The sequence below is a fragment of the Microterricola pindariensis genome (genome assembly GCF_002936985.1).
GTDB classification, from domain to species: Bacteria; Actinomycetota; Actinomycetes; order Actinomycetales; family Microbacteriaceae; genus Microterricola; species Microterricola pindariensis.
On sequence record NZ_MPZN01000066.1, the window covers coordinates 1 to 15,818 of the forward strand.

Sequence of the window (15,818 nt, forward strand, 5' to 3'; positions counted from 1 at the left end):
GCTGGCAGGGTGAATCCGCGTACGCTGTCGATGTGAGCATCCGAGAGATACCCCTGACCACCCTCGACGGCCGCACCACGACCCTGGCTGAGTACGGCGACGGCGCCGTGCTCCTGGTGAACGTGGCGTCCAAGTGCGGCTTCACCCCGCAGTACGCCCAGCTGGAGGCGTTGCACGAGAAATACGGTGAGCAGGGCCTCACCGTCATCGGCCTGCCCTGCAATCAGTTCGCCGGGCAGGAGCCGGGCAACGCCGAAAAGATCCAAGACTTCTGCCAGCTGAACTACGGCGTCAGCTTCCCGCTGATGGAGAAGATCAAGGTCAACGGCCGGCACGCGCACCCGCTCTATGCCGAGTTGCACGATGTCCCGGATGCCGCAGGCAAGTCTGGCCGCGTCAAGTGGAACTTCGAGAAGTTCGTGATCGGCGCCGACGGCACGATCTCGCGCTTCCGCTCGGCGGTCAAGCCCGACGACCCCGCCGTGATCGCCGCCATCGAGGCGGGCCTGCCTGCCCGTCGTGCCGCCGAGCCGACCGAGGCCCCTCCCGTCGCCTGACCCGTCGCTGGGTGAGCCTGTCGACCCACCCGGTTGGCTCGGGGGAGCCTGCGACCGAAGCCAGCACGCAGCAGAACCTCGCACGAGCACCGTGCACAAAAAACACAGGACCACAGCCGGGCCGGGCGCAGATGCGCCGCGGCGAGGTTGTGGTCCTGTGCTGTGTGAGCTCTAGGCGCCGAGCGGGGCGCGCAGTGGCCAGTCGCCGTCCAGGATGAACTGGGCGGCGGTGTTCGTCGCGGCGTTCACGACGATCGGGGCCAGCAGGTTGACGGTGGTGCCGGACTCCGCGGCGTTGGCCACGACGTACACCTGAGCGTCGGCGCCGGAGCGGAGGCCGAGCGACTCGCCCTGCTGCGTGCTGAGGCTCGGCGCGTAGTCGGGCAGGTAGATCGCGGCATCGACGACGAAGACACGCCGTGCCGCGTCATCGTCAGCAGTCAGCGTGTACAGGCCGACGGAATCGGGCACCGGCGCGAACTCGAAGCGCAGGCTCGGCTCGAAGCCGGGAGGCGAGGCGACGAAGCTCAGCGCGCTCATCGGAGGAAGTCCATCAGCGTCGGCTGCAGCACGCGGGCCGTGACGCCCAGTGCGGCCTGGTAGGTGATCTCCTGAGCCTTGAGGTCGAGGATGATGCGGCTGATCTCGATGTCCTCCACCCCGGCTCGTTGCGCCTCGAAGCTGACGGTTTTGTCCATGACTGCCTCCTCGGCGCGCATGATGACTGCGTGGCGGCTACCGACCGCGGAGTGTTCGGTTCGGATGGCGTTCATGCTCTGATCGATGGCGGTCAGGCGGGTGCCGATGTTTGTGCCGCCTCGGAGATCGGCGGCGATGCCCTCGATGAGGGCGAACGCCGAGGTGGCTCCCTGGCCGAAGACGGCGAGGCCGTCGCTGTCGACGCGGACCGTCGAGTCGGGTCCGATGCGCCGGTCGACCGTGCTGCCCGGGGTTCCGGTGAAGCTGAAGTCGGGGTTGAACGCGGCGCCGGCGCTGGAGTTGCCGGCGAAGACGCTGCGCCCGAGGTACTGCGTGTTGGCCAGGCCGAGCAGCTGGTCCTTGAGGCCGTCCAGCTCGACGGCTATGGCTTCCTTGGCGGTGGAGGAGAGCGAGCCGTCGTTGGCGCCCTGCACCGTCAAGTCGCGCACGCGCTTCATCAGGTCGTTCACCGCGGTGAGCGTCGAGTCGAGGGTGGTGACCCAGCCCAGGCCGTTGTCGATGTTGCGGCTGTGCTGGTCGTTGGCCCGCTGCTGTGCCCGGATCCGCAGCGCATCGGCTGCGCCGCTCGGGTCTTCCGATGCGCGCGAGAAGGCCTTGCGCGTCATCGCCTGGTCTTGCAGCTTGGCCAGCTGTGCCGCGTTCGACTGCAGGTTGCGCTGAGCCGCGAGCATCGACGTCTGTTGGGTCACTCGAGTGATCATGCGTTATCTCCCCACGAGTCCGGTGCGGTTGATCAGCACGTCGAGCATCTCGTCGACGGCAGTCATGACGCGCGCGGCGCCCTGGTAGGCGTGCTGGTACATGAGCAGGCTCACGTTCTCCTCGTCGATGTCGACGGATGCGTTCGCCAGCTGCATCCCGACGGCCGACGTGGTGGCCAGGGCGGCGAGATCGGCTTGGCGGTTCTCTGACCGGGTCGCGATGCCGAGCTCCACGACGAAGCTCGACCAGACGGAGTCCGGTGAGCCGGCCCCCGTGCCGAGCTGCGAGATGGCGTCGGCGATGCTGCCGTCGAGCGCGCCCTGGCCGGGTCCGGCGGTGGCAATACCGGCCGCACTGGTCGGCACGACCGTGAGGCCCTGGGCGGCCGGCTTGCCGGCGGTGAAGGCGAAGAACTCGAGGTTGGTGCTGCCGTCGGCGCTGACGCCGGTGCGGTGCACGGTGTTCACGGCATCCGCCAGCTTCTGGGCGAAGTTGTTCAGCGACTCAGCGGCCTTGGCGATGCCGCCGCCGGCCGCGGCCGGAGCCAGGGTCGAGACGGCCCCGGCCAACTCGCCCCCATCGAGGGAGATTGCCGAGCCGGGGCGGTGCGCCCACTCCAGCGTGACGGGGGAGGTGTCTGAGCCCGCCATGGTGTTCGAGCCGATGACGTTGACGGTGCGCGCCGTGGTGCCCGTGACGAGGGCGTTGCCCCCGATGTACACGTCGATGGTGCCATCGCCGGCATCGCGGATCGTGCCGCCTGCGATGGTGGCGATCGTCGTGGCGAGGAGGCTGCGCTGGTCGAGGAGCTCGTTCACCGAGCCACCGGATGCCGTCGCCTGACGGATCCGCCCGTTCAGGTCGGCGAGCTGCGCCGCGGCGCCATTCAGTTCGGCGGTGAGGTCGCGCACCTCGCCGCGCACCTGAGTCCACTGGTTGTCGAACTCGGTGTAGGTGGAAGAGATCTGCTGGGCCAGCACCTGTGACTGCTGCAGCAGCAGACCGGATTGCGTGGCCTCGCCAGGGCTGTTGGACAGCTCCTGCCAGGAGGCCCAGAAGCTCTGCAATTGCGTCGAGATGCCGTTGGGGCCTGGCTCGTGCAGTGCCGATTCGAGGCCGGAGAACACGCCGGCGCGCACCGCGCTGAAGCCGGAGACGGCAGCGGAGGCGCGCACCCGCGCATCGAGGTGCATGTCGCCCAGGCGGGCGATGCCGTCGATGTTGACGCCGCCGCCCGGGCGGACGCCGACCGAGAACTTGCCGGCCATCGATGGCCCGCCGATGGCGGAGGTGTTCAGCCGCTGCCTGGTGTAGCCCTCTGTGCGGGAGTTGGCGATGTTCTGCCCCGCAACGTCGATGCCCGCCTTGGCCGCGGAGAGCCCGCGATAGGCGGTGTTCAGTCCGCTGAATGTGCTCACGTGCGTTGACTCACAATTTCTCGTCGAAGAGCATGGATGACGACTGGGCGTGCTGTGCGGCGCCGCTCGCGTCGTAGGTACCCGAGACCGCTTCCACCCCGGCGAGCGTCTCCTGCACGCTGCGCACGGCGGTGCGCAAGAACTGTTCGTTCACGTCGCGCACATCGCGGATCTGCGCGGTGAGCTCCGTCATCGCGGTGAGGTGGGCGGTGAAGATGTCCTGCCAGGGGCCGACCGGTGCTGCCGCGATGACCTCGCGGAGCGTGGCGTCCTCCGGGCATGACCACTCGGTCGCGACCGCGGTGACCTCGACGGAACGGCCGAGGGCGACCTCGCGCAGGCGAACCATGACCTGCTCGATCTCGCGACTGGCATGACCCACCCAACGGGACTTGCCGGCCGTGAGCAGCAGCTGCTCCTCCTCGAGCTTGAACAAGAGAAGCTCGAGCAGCTCCCGCTCACGCCAGAGCACAGCAGAGAGTTCGTTGACGCCCACTGGCTCGCCTTTCTGTCGGGTGCTGTCGGAAGCAGGGGGACCTTGTCCGGTCTCAACCCACTCTCGGCAGCCGTCGCATTCATGTTAGTGAAGGCCCCTGAAACCACCGGTATGTCCCCCAACCCCGAACGAGGGTGGTCCTTTTGGAGGACACCCACATTGGGGGACAGTCCTACCGTGTGTCGCGTCGCTCACATCGTTAACGTTGAAAGCACCCGAGGAACTGACCCGAATACCCGAGTCAATCGTCCGAACCGGTACGTGAACCCTGCACGCTGCCACAACTGCAGGAATTGATATTTGTGAATCGTGCGGAACGCAATGAGCTCGTTGTGGCCAACCTGCCGCTTGTCGGCTATCTGGTCGCCGATGTCTGTGCCAGGGCCACTCACCTCTCTCGGGATGATCTCGCAGCAGCCGGCGCCTTGGCGCTGGTGCACTGCGCCGACAATTTCGATATCGATCGCGGCATACCTTTCGGTGCCTATGCCCGCACCCGCATCCTCGGCGCCTTCGCCGACGAGATGCGCTCCAGCGACTGGGCAACGCGCTCTGCCCGCAAGCGGATCACCGAGACCGTCTCCGCTCGCGAGGCCCTGACCGCCTCGCTCGGCCGCGTTCCGAGCGTTGACGAGCTGGCCGCCGCCCTCGGGGTGGACAGGGAGACGGCGTCCGCCGCTCTCTCCGATGCCGCGCGCACCGTCACGACCATCGACGACAGCACGGCGGAGTACCTCGTCTCCGAGATGACCTCGCCGGAGGAGTCGTTGCTCCTCGACGAGCGCCAGCGCTACGTGACCGCCGCCGTCGACGCCCTGCCGGAGCGCATGGCGATGATCGTGCGTGCCATCTACTTCGACGACCGCTCCGTCAAAGAGGTCGCGGAAGAACTCGGCATCTCGCACTCCGCCGTCTCGCAGCAGCGCTCGGAGGGGCTCCGGCTCATCCGCGACGGCCTCGGCTCGCGCTACTCCGACGACGCGGAGGTGCAGAGCCTCCCGGACCCCAAGGTCACCGCAACGCGCCGCGTTGCGTACCTCTCCCGCTTCGAAGAACACCTCGGCCAGGGCACCAAAGCGGCCAGCGTCACGCTGATCAGCAACGTCGGATAGCCGGCGCGTCGAAGTTTTTCCACGACCCACTAACGGATGCCGCCGAGCAGCCGATTGTGCAAAGTACTGGCCCACGGATGGGCCGGTGAACCAGAACCCACATCACGGAGGATTTCACCATGGGTATGCAGATCAACACCAACATCGCGGCGAACAACTCGTACCGCAACCTGTCCATCACGCAGAACGACCTGTCGAAGTCGCTGGAGAAGCTCTCCAGTGGTCTGCGTATCAACCGTGCGGCCGACGATGCAGCTGGCCTCGCGATCTCCGAGGGTCTGCGTTCGCAGGTCGGTGGCATGACCGTCGCCGCCCGCAACGCGCAGGACGGCATCAGCGTCATCCAGACCGCTGAAGGCGCCCTGACCGAGGTTCACTCCATCCTGCAGCGCGTGCGTGACCTCGCCGTTCAGTCCGGCAACGACTCGAACAACGTGAAGTCGCGTGAGGCCATCGCCACGGAGGTCACCGCGCTGGGCGCAGAGCTCACCCGCATCGGTGCATCGACCAACTTCAACGGCATCAAGCTGCTCGACGGCACCAACACCAGCCTGACCTTCCAGGTCGGCGCCGGTGGCATTGCCGCTCAGGACCAGATCGACGTCAACCTCACCAACGTCTCGACGATCGGTGGGGCCGTCACCACGCTCGCGACTGCCGGCTTCGCCGACAAGACCGCTGCGCTGGCCACGATCACGGCTCTCGACGGCCACATCGCCTCGATCTCGACCGCTCGCGCCGACCTCGGTGCGCAGCAGAACCGCTTCGAGTCGACCATCAAGAGCCTCAACGTGTCGAAGGAGAACCTCTCGGCTGCCGAGTCGCGCATCCGCGACACCGACATGGCCTCCGAGATGGTCAAGTACACCCGCTCGAACGTGCTCTCGCAGGCCGGTACCGCCATGCTCGCGCAGGCGAACCAGTCCAACCAGGGCGTTCTGCAGCTCCTCCGCTAGCCAGGCGCGGCAACACGCCGCATCTGATCAGCAGTAGGGCATCACTACACAACGACGGCCGGTGCCGGGCGCGACATTCCTGTCGCGATCCAGCACCGGCCCTCGTGCAGTCCCCACCCGCGTGGCCGGCGCCGCGCACCAGTTGAAACGCGAAGGCAGAACTCATGGGAATCTCGCTCGACGGCCTGGTCAGTGGGCTCAACACCGCAGACCTCATCAAGTCACTCATGGCTGTTGAGGCGATTCCGCAGAACATCCTGCAGAACAAGTTCGTCTCCACCCAGAACTACCTCAAGTCGCTGCAGACGTTGAACAGCTCGGTCGCCGCACTGGCGGAGCTGGGCAAGAACGGCATGAAGGCGGATGCCCTCGACCTCTACACCGCCACAAGCTCCGACAAGTCGGCGACCGTCACCGTCAGCACGGGCGCCGGCGCCACACAGCTCGACGTGACCGTCGAGAAGCTCGCCCAGTCGCAGCAGCTCGTGACCGACGCCATGGCGGCGTGGCCGACAGACCCTCCCGTGCTCACCATCAAGGCTGCAGACGGCACTCTGAAGGAGATCACCGCCGAGTCGTCCTCGATGTTCGACGTCGTCTCGGCCATCAACGCCGCCGATGCCGGGGTGCAGGCCACCCGCGTCGCCTCCGGCGTCGACGCCGGAACCGGCGAGACCTTGTACCGCCTGCAGCTCACGGCCAAGGAGTCGGGCACGGCCGGGGCATTCACCGTGTACGAGGGGAGCGCGGCAGGCGTCACCGCCGGCACCTCCGCGCAGCTCACCGCCACCACCATCCGCAGCGCCGAGAACGCCGAAGTCACCCTGTGGAAGGGCACGGCAGCCGCGCAGACCATCACCTCGAGCAGCAACACCTTCACCGACCTGGTGCCCGGCATCAGCGTTGCCGTCACCGAGACCAGCGCCAAGCCGATCACCGTCACGGTTGCCCGCGATGACGCGGCGATCGGCAAGGTGGCCGAGACGCTCATCGGCAAGCTCAACGAGATCTTCGACTTCATCGCGACGAAGCGAACCCTCACCACCACAACGGGCAGCGACGGCAAGCCCGTGGTGACGGGTGGCGTGTTCAGCTCCGACAGCACCGTGCGCGACGCAGAGCAGAAGCTCATCACCGCGGCATCCGCCCCCATCGACGGTCGCTCGCCGTCGGAGTTCGGCATCAGCATCACCAAGGGCGGTCGCATCGAGTTCGACGCCGAGAAGTTCGCCAAGTCGATGGCGGCAGACCCGGCCGGCACGCAGAAGGTGCTCACCACCATCTCGACGCGCCTCGAGGAAGCCGCTCGCGCTGCCTCTGACAAGTACGACGGCCAGCTCACCAACAAGATCACCGGCCAGACGTCCCTCTCCAAGGACATCACCGAGCAGATCGCGAACTGGGACCGCCGACTCGAGTTGCGCGAGGCCACCCTCAAGCGCACCTACTCGGCGCTCGAGGTGCAGCTCAGCAAGCTGAACGCGCAGTCGTCCTGGATCGGATCGCAGCTGGCCGGCCTGAACTCCGGGAACTCGCAGTGAAGCTGATCGTCAACCCCGAGCCGAACGAGTCACCCGCCTCCGGCGAGCACGAGGCACAGCCGCTGCCGGCACCCGCAGCAGCGCCTCTCACCTCGCTCGCCGGCGTTACCCCCTTCCCCTCGGTGCAGCGCCCCGTCGCCGACCGCGGAGCGGCCGACCGCGCCGCCCAGCTCGGCCGCGATGCCGTGCTGTCCGCGACACCGGTACGGCTGCTCACCATGCTCTACGACCGTCTGCTGCTCGACCTGAGCCGGGCCGAGCAGGCTCAGCTGGCCGAGAACTGGCCGGCTGCCAGCGAGCAGCTGCAACACGCGCAGGCCATCCTGACCGAGCTGAGCGGCTCGCTCAAGCTCGACGTCTGGGACGGCGCCGACGGCCTGCTCGCGCTCTACACCTACGTGACGAACGCCCTCGTGATGGCCAACATCCACCGCGACGTGGCGCGCACGCGCGAGTCCATCGTTCTCCTCGAACCGCTCCGGCAGACCTGGCACGACGCCGCGGCCATCCTGCCGGCTGCGCCGGCCACGCTCGGTGCGGGGGCGCTCGGCATTGCCTAAACCTGAAAGCCTGTCCGCGCGCAGCTCGGATGACGCGGAAGAGCTCTGGCTGCGCGTGCTCACCGAGCTGGAAGCCGAGCTCGAGGCGCCGGTCGAGCTCGACGACGATTCCCATGCCGAGCTCGGCATGTGGAGCTCGCCCACCCAGCTTCCCGTGCTGCCCGCCTCACTGCGCGACCGCGCGGACGCACTGCACCGCCGTCAACGCGAGCGCGAGACCGAGTTGGTCGCCGAGCGCACCCAGGTGCTGCGCCACCTCGAGGCTTTGCGTGCCGTGCCGCGCCCGCGCGCAGCCGCATCCGTCTACCTCGACGTCTCGGGCTGAGCCCAAGATTCCTTCGCGCACTAACGGATGCCGGCATCCGGTCGATAACTATTACTGAGCACGGATCGCTCACCTCTCTCGGCCACGGATCGGCCACTTGTCAGCCGCATCGCCGTCATGAAGGACGAATGTGTTCGATTCCGTGAGCTTCTCCGCGCTCTCCAGTGCGCTGGACGGCCTGTCTGCGCGCCAGCGCGCGATCGCCGACAACATCGCCAACATCAACACCGCCGGCTACCACGCCAAGCGGGTCGCCTTCGAGGGCGCACTCGCCAGCTCGATCGCACGCGGTGACGGGCACGCGGATGCCACGACGGAGCGCTCGCTCGAGCCGACCAAGCTCAACGGCAACAACGTGAACCTCGACACCGAGACGCTCTCCAACATCGACACCGTGCTGCGATTCCAGTTCGCCTCGCGTGCCATCGAGGGCCAGTTCACGAGCGTCCGCAGCGCCATGAGAAGCAACTGAGCGGGGAACAGACCATGACTTTTGACGCCATCGGAATCGCCGGATCGGCCATGAACGTGCACCGCAAGTGGCTCGACGCGATCTCAGACAACATCGCCAACATCAACACCGTCACCGGCACCGACGGTGCCGCGTTCCAGGAGCGCTACGTGCTCGCCCAGCAGGGCGAGCAGGGCGGCGTCTTCGTCGCGGGCACGGCGCTCGGCGACGCAGAGGGCCGGATGGTGCACGAACCGGAGCACCCCCTGGCCGACGCCAACGGCTACGTGCGCTACCCGGAGATCGACCTCGGCGCCCAGATGGGGCAGCTGATCATGGCGCAGCGCGGCTACCAGGCCAATGCCGCTGTCGTCGACAGAGCCAAGGAGAGCTACCAGGCCGCCCTCCAGATCGGACGTGGCTAATGCCCATCGGAGCTATTGACGCCATCGGCGCCGGAGCGGTGCAGGGCGTGCGCCCGAGCGGCTACCTGGACCAGGCCGCCGCACCGGCAGGGACCGGGGGAGCCGGCTTCGCCACCGCGCTGAGCGGAGCCGTCGAGAACATGCAGCAGTTGCAGACCAACTCCAGTGAGCTGGCGCTGCGCGCCGTCACCGGCGACTTGACCGACATCCACGCCGCCACGATCGCCTCGACCAGGGCCCAGGTGACCGTCGAGCTCGTCGCCGCCGTGCGCAACAAGGGTGTCGACGCCTTCAACGAGATCATGAGGATGCAGGCCTGATGCCCCGTCAGGTCACCTCCGCACTGGCACGCTTCACGGCGGCACTGCGCGAGTTCACCGTCGCCCAGCGCACCATCGCGCTGCTGGCGGTCGCCGTGCTGGTGCTCGGCGTCGCCGGCCTCGGCGTCTGGCTCAGCCGCCCCTCCTACGCGCCGCTGTTCACCGGGCTGCAGGCCGCCGACGCCAACGCGGTCGTCGAGCAGCTGCAGTCCGACGCCATCCCGTACCAGCTCAGCGACGGAGGCTCGAGCATCCTCGTGCCGCAGGACGACGTCTACGCGCAGCGCCTCAAGGCCGCAGCGGCCGGGCTGCCGAGCGCGAGCAACGGCGGTTACTCCCTGCTCGACAAGATGGGCGTCACCACCTCGGAGTTCCAGCAGTCCGTCACCTACAAGCGGGCGCTCGAGGGCGAGCTCGCCTCGACGATCAGCGCGCTGAGTGGTGTGAAGACGGCATCGGTGCGCCTCGCCATCCCGCAGGAGACGGTCTTCGCCGCCGAGAAGCAGGCACCGACGGCATCCGTGTTCATCGAGACCACCCGCGGCGTCACCCTGGGCGCCGACCAGGTGCAGGCGATCGTGCACCTCACCTCCGCCTCCATCGAGGGCATGACGTCGACGGATGTCGCAGTCATCGACTCGTCCGGCACCGTGCTCTCGGCCGTCGGCGGCAGCCCGACCGGCGGCGCGGGCAAGCTCGCCAGCGACTACGAGACCCGGGTGCGCGACTCCGTGCAGGCCATGCTCGACAAGGTCGTCGGCCCCGGCAACGCCACCGTCGTGGTTGCCGCCGACGTCAGCACCGAGTCGGCAGAGCGCACGGCCGAGACGTTCACCGCACCGGAGGCCATCGCCTCGTTGAACGAGTCCAGGGCGACCGAGTCGTACACGGGCACGGGCGGCACCGGAGCCGGCGTGCTCGGCCCGGACAACATCGCGGTGCCGGGCGGCGCAGGCGACGGCACGTTCAACTCCGAGTCGGTCACCCGCAACAACGCGATCGACAAGGTCACCGAGACCCGCACCATCCCCGCCGGCACGCTGAGCCGGCAGTCGGTCTCCGTCGCGGTGAGCGACGCGAGCACCGTGAACATCCGCAACCTCCGCGCGCTCGTCTCCGCGGCGGCCGGCATCGACGTCGACCGCGGCGACACCGTCACCGTCGAGGCGATGACCTTCGACGCCAGCGGCGCCGCAGCCGCCCAGCAGGCGCTCAACGACGCCAAGGAGGTCGCGGCGGGCGAACAGCTCACGTCGCTGGTGCGCACCGGAATCATCGCCCTCGCCGCGCTGCTCCTGGTCGTGCTGGCCGCGGTGCTGGTGAGCCGCTCGCGGCGCGCCCGCCGCGAGGCCGTCGACGAGGCAGAGCTCGAGGCAGCACGGGAGGCACTGGAGGCCGCGCAGCAGCAGCCGTTGATCCTGGCGGCCCAGACGACGCCCATGCAGCTCGAGACCGAGGTTCTGCCGGTCATGCCGATCGCACCGGATGCCGACCGCACCCGCTCGGAGATCGAGATGCTCGCGGAGCGCGACCCCCAGAAGACCGCCGAGTACCTGCGGGCGCTCATGGATGACAGGCAGAGCGTATGAACGGCTCAAAGGGCGCGACGCTGAGCGGCACCCAGAAGGCCGCGGTCGTCCTGATGAACATGGATCCGCAGCGCGCGGCCGCCGTGATGAAGCAGTTCGACGAGCACGAGGCGGAGGAGATCGCCGGCGAGATCATCCGCCTGCGCCGCGTTGACGCCACCCTCGCCGAGGCGACCCTCGCCGAGTTCCACACCCTGGCCACCCGCGGTGCCCGGCAGACCAGGGGCGGGCGCGACTTCGCCGTCGGCCTGCTCGAGGCCTCCTTCGGCGCCGAGAAGGCCGCCGGCGTGATGAGCCGCGTGGCCTCCACGATGGCCGGCCGGGCCTTCGAGTTCCTGGATGCCGCGGAGGCCAGCCACGTGCAGGCCCTGCTCTCCGACGAACTGGCGCAGACCGCCGCCCTCGTGCTCGCGCACCTGCGGCCGGAGCACGCCTCCGCCGTGCTCGCCGGATTCGAGGAGACGGCCCGCACCGACGTGGCGCAGGCCATCGCGACGATGGGCTCGGCCACCCCGGAGGCCGTGCGGATCCTCGCCGACACCCTCAAGCTGCGCACCGGCGCCGTCGTGTCCTCCCGCGACAGCTTCGACGTCGTCGGCGGCGTGCAGCCCCTCGTCGAGATCATCAACCGCGCCGACCTCGCCACCGAGCGCGCGGTGCTCGAGGGGCTCGAGCTCCGCGACCCGATCCTGGCCGAGGAGCTGCGCTCGCGCATGCTCACCTTCGAGGACATCGTGCGCCTGGAGCGGCGCGACGTGCAGCAGCTGCTGCGCGGCATCGACGTCCGCGTGCTCGCGGTCGCCATGAAGGGCGCCTCGGAGCCCGTCTCCGAGATGATCCACAACAACATGTCCGAGCGCAACCGCGACATCCTCGACGACGAGATCGCCTCGACGGGGCCGCTGCGCCTCTCGCAGGTGGAGGAGGCCCGCGCCGAGGTGGTGCGCGCCATCCGCACCCTCGAAGCGGAGGGCCAGATCACCGTGACCCGTGGAGACGAAGATGCGTTCGTCGATTGACGCGGACTTCGCAGCCATGGCCTTCCCCAGCGTGGACGGTGCCGGCGCCGGTGCGAACGGAGCCATCGCCCCCGCGGAGCTGGCGCTGATCTCCGAGCGAGCCCGCGTGCGCGGCCACGCAGCCGGGTATGCAGAGGGCCTGCGCCAGGCGGATGCCGCAGGCCTCATCCGTCTGGCCGAGCTGGAGGCCGCCCACGCCGCGGCCGTCACGGAGTCGCTGGCCCGCCTGGACGCCGTCCAGGCCGTGCTGGGCGCGGCCGTCTCCGCCGTGCAGCGGACGACGCTGCCCCTGCTGGAGCAGAGCGACGCCACCCTCGTCTCCGCCGCGATCGAGCTCGCCGAGGCCGTCATCGGCCACCGGCTCACGGACGGGCCGGGCTCCGCCGGCGCCGCACTCCAGCGGGTGCTTGCCGCCCTGGCCTCTGATGCCGGCCACCCTGACGTCATCGTGCACCTGCACCAGGACGACCTCGCGCTGCTGCAGGGCGCCGGCCAGATTCCGCAGGGCGTCACCGTGCAGGCCGACGCGACCCTCCGCCGCGGCGACGCCAGCGCCGTGCTCCCCGACGGCTTCGTCGACGCCCGCATCGAGAGCGCCCTGCACCGGGCCACGCTCTCCCTCCTCGAGGAGACGGCATGAGCCCCGCCACCCTCGCCGGAGCCGCCAGGCTGGCCGCACCCTCCGAGCTCGCCGAGCGCCTCCGCCTGGCCAGCCTGGCCGCCGCGCCGGAGCGCAGCGGCGTCGTGTCCTCGATCGTCGGCCTCGGCATCGAGGTCGTCGGGCTGGACTGCGCCATCGGCGACCTCGTCCGCCTCGGCGGCGAGGATGCCGCCGGCGTCGCCCCGATCGAGGCCGAGGTCGTCGCGTCCACCCGCGGCGGCATCCGCTGCATGCCGCTCGGCCGCATGGCCGGCATCAAGGTCGGCACGCCCGTGCGCTCCCGCAACGAGCCCGTGCGCGTGCCCACCGGCACCGGCCTCTTCGGCCGCGTGCTCGACGGCCTCGGCCGCCCCATCGACGGCAAGGGCCCGCTGCAGGCCGACGGCTACGTCTCGCTGCAGAACGACGCGCCGTCCGCCATGCACCGCGCCCGCATCGACACCCCGCTGCAGCTCGGCGTGCGCGCGCTCGACACCCTGACCACCGTCGGCAAGGGGCAGCGCCTCGGCCTGTTCGCCGGCTCCGGCGTCGGCAAGTCCTCGCTGCTCAGCATGATCGCCCGCGGCACCGACGCCCAGATCAGCGTCATCGCCCTGATCGGAGAGCGCGGCCGCGAGGTGCGCGAGTTCCTCGAGGACGACCTCGGGCCGGAGGGCCTGGCCCGCGCCATCGTCGTCGTGTCCACCTCCGACGAGCCGGCCCTCATGCGCCTGCGCGCCGCCTTCGTGGCCACCCGGATCGCGGAGTCCTTCCGCGAGCAGGGCAACGACGTCATGCTCATGATGGACTCGCTCACCCGCGTCGCCATGGCGCAGCGGGAGATCGGCCTCTCCGTGGGGGAGCCGCCGGCCACCCGCGGCTACCCACCCTCGACGTTCTCGGTGCTCGCCCAGCTGCTGGAGCGCGCGGGAACGGGCGAGCGCGGCTCCGTCACCGGCATGTACACGGTGCTCGTCGACGGCGACGACCATAACGAGCCCATCGCCGACTCCGCCCGCTCGATCCTCGACGGCCACGTGGTGCTCGACCGCAAGCTCGCCGTCGTCGGGCACTTCCCGTCGATCGACGCGCTCGGCTCCGTCTCCCGCGTGGCCAGCCGGGTGACCGCCCCCGAGCGCCGGGAACAGGCCGCGGTGCTGCGCCGCGCCCTCGCCGCCCGCCGCGGGGCACAGGACCTGCTCGACGTCGGCGCCTACCGCCGCGGCACGAACCCGCTGGTGGACGCGGCCGTCGACCACGAGGGCGAGATCAACGCCTTCCTGCAGCAGAGCATGAGCGATCAATCGACCGCGGATGACGCCTGGGCCGCACTGGCCCGACTGAGCCGACTGTTGGGGGCATGAGCATGACACGAGCATTCGCACTGGACGGGCTCCTGCGCCTGCGCCGCCTGGAACAGGACGAGGCAGCGGGCAGCCTGGCCGCGGCCAACGCCGGCCGGCACGAGAGCGCCGCCCGCGAGGCCGCCGCCCGTGCCGGGCTCGGCGAGTCGTTGGCGACGCCGGACACCCTGGACGCGCTGCACGGCATCGCGGCCGCCCGGGCATCCGCGCGCAGCATGGTCGCAGAGCTCGGCGCCGTCACCCTGGAGCGGCAGCGCCGCGCCGAGGAGGCCCAGCAGGAGTATTCCGCGGCGCGCCGCAACACGCTGAGCCTGGAGAAGCTGGCCGCCCGCCACGCCGAGACCGTGGCCGGCGAGGAGTTGCACGCCGAGCAGATCGTGCTCGACGAGCTGGCCGGCACAGCCTGGCAGCGCCAGGCAGAGGGGACCCAACGATGACCACGGCCATGACCGAGGCGATCGGCCGGATGCAGTCCATCCGCTCGACGATCGAGCAGCTGAACGGGGCAACGGCCACGCGCGCGGCGGCATCGCCCGACACCACCGTCTCGGGGGCGAACAGCGACTTCACCGCGCTGCTGAACCAGGCGCTGAGCGGCGCGGGGGCCACCCAGGGCACCGGCGTGCCCGGCAGCGAGGGCGTCACCGGCAACGCGGTCAAGGACGCCGCGATGAAGTACATCGGCGTGCCGTACGTCTTCGGCGGCGAGGACGCGAGCGGCATGGACTGCTCCGGACTGGTGCAGCGCGTCTACGCCGACCTCGGCATCGAGGTGCCGCGACTGGTCTCCGGCCAGATGACCGCGGGAACTCCTGTCGCCTCGCTGGCCGAGGCGCAGCCGGGCGACCTCATCGTCACCGACAACGCCGAGCACATCGTGATCTACGCCGGCGACAACAAGGTCATCCACGCGCCGTACGAGGGCCGCACCGTCAGCCACGTCGAGCGCTGGTTCGACGAGTCCGACATCGTCACGATCCGTCGCATCGTCCCGACGAACACCGCGAACACCGCGAACACCGCGGGACTCGACATCCAGGCGCTCCTCGGCTCGCTCGGCGGGCAGCAGAGCGCGACAACGAGCGTGAACGAGTCGCTGCTCGCCGCGGCCCGCGCCGCCATGCTGAGTGGAGGCACCCGATGAGCATGCCCCTGATCACCTCCGTCTCGCCGGGACGCGCCAGCGGCCCCGCATCCACGTCGGCAACGACCGACGCCGGTGCCGGCTTCGGCGCCGCCCTCGCGACACTGGCCGACGGCAACGCCGCCGGGGCGGCCGAGCAGGCGCCGCTCGGCGATTCCGGGGCGGGCGCCGGCACGGATGCCGGCGCGCAGCCCGGCCCCGAGGACGCCGCCGCACCGCTTCCCCAGGAACAGCTCGCGGCCTCGCCGCAGCCAGGCACACTCGGCTGGGGGAGTGCGGCCGCCCTGGCGAGCGGCTTCTGGGGTCTGGCCGCCGCAGCCACGACCACGTCGACTGCGCCCGCCGGGACCCCGGCGCTCGGTGCTGCGGACGCCGCTCCGCTCCAGCAGGGCGCGCCGCTCCCGCCGACCGCGGGCGGCGCCCTCGGGCAACCGCTCGTTCCTGCCGTGGGCCTGCCCGTCGCGGGGGCCGGCACGGTG

19 protein-coding genes and 1 pseudogene are annotated in these 15,818 nt (G+C 69.8%); 16 read left to right on the forward strand and 4 right to left on the reverse strand.

From position 1 onward, the window contains the following. The first annotated feature begins 32 nt into the window (after positions 1-32). Entirely contained in the window at positions 33-557 is a 525-nt protein-coding gene (locus tag GY24_RS14565; RefSeq protein ID WP_104477005.1) for a glutathione peroxidase, read from the forward strand. Between the two features lie 171 nt (positions 558-728). On the opposite strand, the gene fliW is transcribed toward GY24_RS14565, so the two are convergent. From fliW to flgN, 4 genes are read right to left on the reverse strand one after another with little or no spacing between them, the layout of a single operon-like run. Beyond that, a complete protein-coding gene (gene fliW, locus GY24_RS14570) occupies positions 729-1,097 on the reverse strand; it encodes a flagellar assembly protein FliW (RefSeq protein WP_104476981.1) in 369 nt (122 codons plus the stop codon). Next, positions 1,094-1,966: a flagellin N-terminal helical domain-containing protein gene (locus GY24_RS14575; protein ID WP_233279386.1), complete on the reverse strand. Its 873-nt coding sequence runs from the start codon at positions 1,964-1,966 to the stop codon at positions 1,094-1,096. The genes fliW and GY24_RS14575 overlap by 4 nt, the downstream gene beginning before the upstream one ends. Before the next feature lie 15 nt (positions 1,967-1,981). Then, entirely contained in the window at positions 1,982-3,397 is a 1,416-nt protein-coding gene (gene flgK / locus GY24_RS14580; protein WP_104476985.1) for a flagellar hook-associated protein FlgK, read from the reverse strand. 10 nt (positions 3,398-3,407) lie between these two features. Continuing rightward, positions 3,408-3,893, reverse strand: coding sequence for a flagellar export chaperone FlgN (gene flgN / locus GY24_RS14585; RefSeq protein WP_083364291.1), 486 nt, complete (start codon positions 3,891-3,893; stop codon positions 3,408-3,410). Positions 3,894-4,195: 302 nt separating this feature from the next. Between flgN and GY24_RS14590 the strand changes: the two genes are divergently transcribed. From GY24_RS14590 to GY24_RS14660, 15 genes and pseudogenes are all read left to right on the forward strand, one after another. Further along, entirely contained in the window at positions 4,196-5,005 is an 810-nt protein-coding gene (locus tag GY24_RS14590) for a sigma-70 family RNA polymerase sigma factor (protein WP_104476987.1), read from the forward strand. Between the two features lie 119 nt (positions 5,006-5,124). Further along, positions 5,125-5,961, forward strand: a complete 837-nt coding sequence (locus GY24_RS14595; protein ID WP_104476989.1) for a flagellin N-terminal helical domain-containing protein — start codon at positions 5,125-5,127, stop codon at positions 5,959-5,961. Positions 5,962-6,125: 164 nt separating this feature from the next. After that, positions 6,126-7,502 (forward strand): flagellar filament capping protein FliD, encoded by a 1,377-nt coding sequence (gene fliD / locus GY24_RS14600; protein WP_104476991.1) that lies wholly within the window; start codon positions 6,126-6,128, stop codon positions 7,500-7,502. Next, positions 7,499-8,062: a flagellar export chaperone FliS gene (gene fliS, locus GY24_RS14605; RefSeq protein ID WP_324778434.1), complete on the forward strand. Its 564-nt coding sequence runs from the start codon at positions 7,499-7,501 to the stop codon at positions 8,060-8,062. The genes fliD and fliS overlap by 4 nt, the downstream gene beginning before the upstream one ends. After that, positions 8,055-8,387: a hypothetical protein gene (locus tag GY24_RS14610; protein WP_133161212.1), complete on the forward strand. Its 333-nt coding sequence runs from the start codon at positions 8,055-8,057 to the stop codon at positions 8,385-8,387. The genes fliS and GY24_RS14610 overlap by 8 nt, the downstream gene beginning before the upstream one ends. Positions 8,388-8,517: 130 nt before the next feature. Then, on the forward strand, positions 8,518-8,859 hold the full coding sequence (locus GY24_RS14615; RefSeq protein WP_104476995.1) for a flagellar basal body rod protein FlgB: 342 nt from the start codon (positions 8,518-8,520) through the stop codon (positions 8,857-8,859). A gap of 14 nt (positions 8,860-8,873) precedes the next feature. Beyond that, positions 8,874-9,263, forward strand: a complete 390-nt coding sequence (locus GY24_RS14620; RefSeq protein ID WP_083364285.1) for a flagellar basal body rod protein FlgC — start codon at positions 8,874-8,876, stop codon at positions 9,261-9,263. Next, the gene (gene fliE / locus GY24_RS14625) at positions 9,263-9,583 is read left to right on the forward strand and encodes a flagellar hook-basal body complex protein FliE (RefSeq protein ID WP_083364284.1); all 321 of its coding nucleotides are present in this window, start codon (positions 9,263-9,265) and stop codon (positions 9,581-9,583) included. The genes GY24_RS14620 and fliE overlap by 1 nt, the downstream gene beginning before the upstream one ends. Beyond that, entirely contained in the window at positions 9,583-11,172 is a 1,590-nt protein-coding gene (fliF, locus tag GY24_RS14630) for a flagellar basal-body MS-ring/collar protein FliF (protein WP_104476997.1), read from the forward strand. The genes fliE and fliF overlap by 1 nt, the downstream gene beginning before the upstream one ends. Further along, a complete protein-coding gene (gene fliG, locus GY24_RS14635; RefSeq protein WP_104476999.1) occupies positions 11,169-12,191 on the forward strand; it encodes a flagellar motor switch protein FliG in 1,023 nt (340 codons plus the stop codon). Before fliF ends, fliG begins: the two co-directional genes overlap by 4 nt. After that, positions 12,175-12,831, forward strand: coding sequence for a FliH/SctL family protein (locus GY24_RS14640; RefSeq protein ID WP_104477001.1), 657 nt, complete (start codon positions 12,175-12,177; stop codon positions 12,829-12,831). The genes fliG and GY24_RS14640 overlap by 17 nt, the downstream gene beginning before the upstream one ends. Beyond that, positions 12,828-14,195 (forward strand): FliI/YscN family ATPase, encoded by a 1,368-nt coding sequence (locus tag GY24_RS14645; RefSeq protein WP_104477003.1) that lies wholly within the window; start codon positions 12,828-12,830, stop codon positions 14,193-14,195. The genes GY24_RS14640 and GY24_RS14645 overlap by 4 nt, the downstream gene beginning before the upstream one ends. Next, complete coding sequence (locus tag GY24_RS14650; protein ID WP_231919141.1) at positions 14,192-14,632, forward strand: hypothetical protein; 441 nt, start codon at positions 14,192-14,194, stop codon at positions 14,630-14,632. Before GY24_RS14645 ends, GY24_RS14650 begins: the two co-directional genes overlap by 4 nt. Then, entirely contained in the window at positions 14,629-15,339 is a 711-nt protein-coding gene (locus tag GY24_RS14655; protein ID WP_193953610.1) for a C40 family peptidase, read from the forward strand. The genes GY24_RS14650 and GY24_RS14655 overlap by 4 nt, the downstream gene beginning before the upstream one ends. Beyond that, positions 15,336-15,818: pseudogene (locus GY24_RS14660) on the forward strand (hypothetical protein); the annotation flags it as partial. The gene GY24_RS14655 and the pseudogene GY24_RS14660, both read left to right, overlap by 4 nt.

Excerpts from the sequence above, each read along its gene's own strand:
- fliW (WP_104476981.1), bottom strand. The coding sequence starts at position 1,097 with ATGAGCGCGCTGAGCTTCGTCGCCTCGCCTCCCGGCTTCGAGCCGAGC.
- GY24_RS14595 (WP_104476989.1), top strand. The coding sequence starts at position 5,125 with ATGGGTATGCAGATCAACACCAACATCGCGGCGAACAACTCGTACCGC.
- fliD (WP_104476991.1), top strand. The coding sequence starts at position 6,126 with ATGGGAATCTCGCTCGACGGCCTGGTCAGTGGGCTCAACACCGCAGAC.
- GY24_RS14620 (WP_083364285.1), top strand. The coding sequence starts at position 8,874 with ATGACTTTTGACGCCATCGGAATCGCCGGATCGGCCATGAACGTGCAC.
- fliE (WP_083364284.1), top strand. The coding sequence starts at position 9,263 with ATGCCCATCGGAGCTATTGACGCCATCGGCGCCGGAGCGGTGCAGGGC.
- fliF (WP_104476997.1), top strand. The coding sequence starts at position 9,583 with ATGCCCCGTCAGGTCACCTCCGCACTGGCACGCTTCACGGCGGCACTG.
- fliG (WP_104476999.1), top strand. The coding sequence starts at position 11,169 with ATGAACGGCTCAAAGGGCGCGACGCTGAGCGGCACCCAGAAGGCCGCG.
- GY24_RS14640 (WP_104477001.1), top strand. The coding sequence starts at position 12,175 with ATGCGTTCGTCGATTGACGCGGACTTCGCAGCCATGGCCTTCCCCAGC.
- GY24_RS14645 (WP_104477003.1), top strand. The coding sequence starts at position 12,828 with ATGAGCCCCGCCACCCTCGCCGGAGCCGCCAGGCTGGCCGCACCCTCC.
- GY24_RS14650 (WP_231919141.1), top strand. The coding sequence starts at position 14,192 with ATGAGCATGACACGAGCATTCGCACTGGACGGGCTCCTGCGCCTGCGC.
- GY24_RS14655 (WP_193953610.1), top strand. The coding sequence starts at position 14,629 with ATGACCACGGCCATGACCGAGGCGATCGGCCGGATGCAGTCCATCCGC.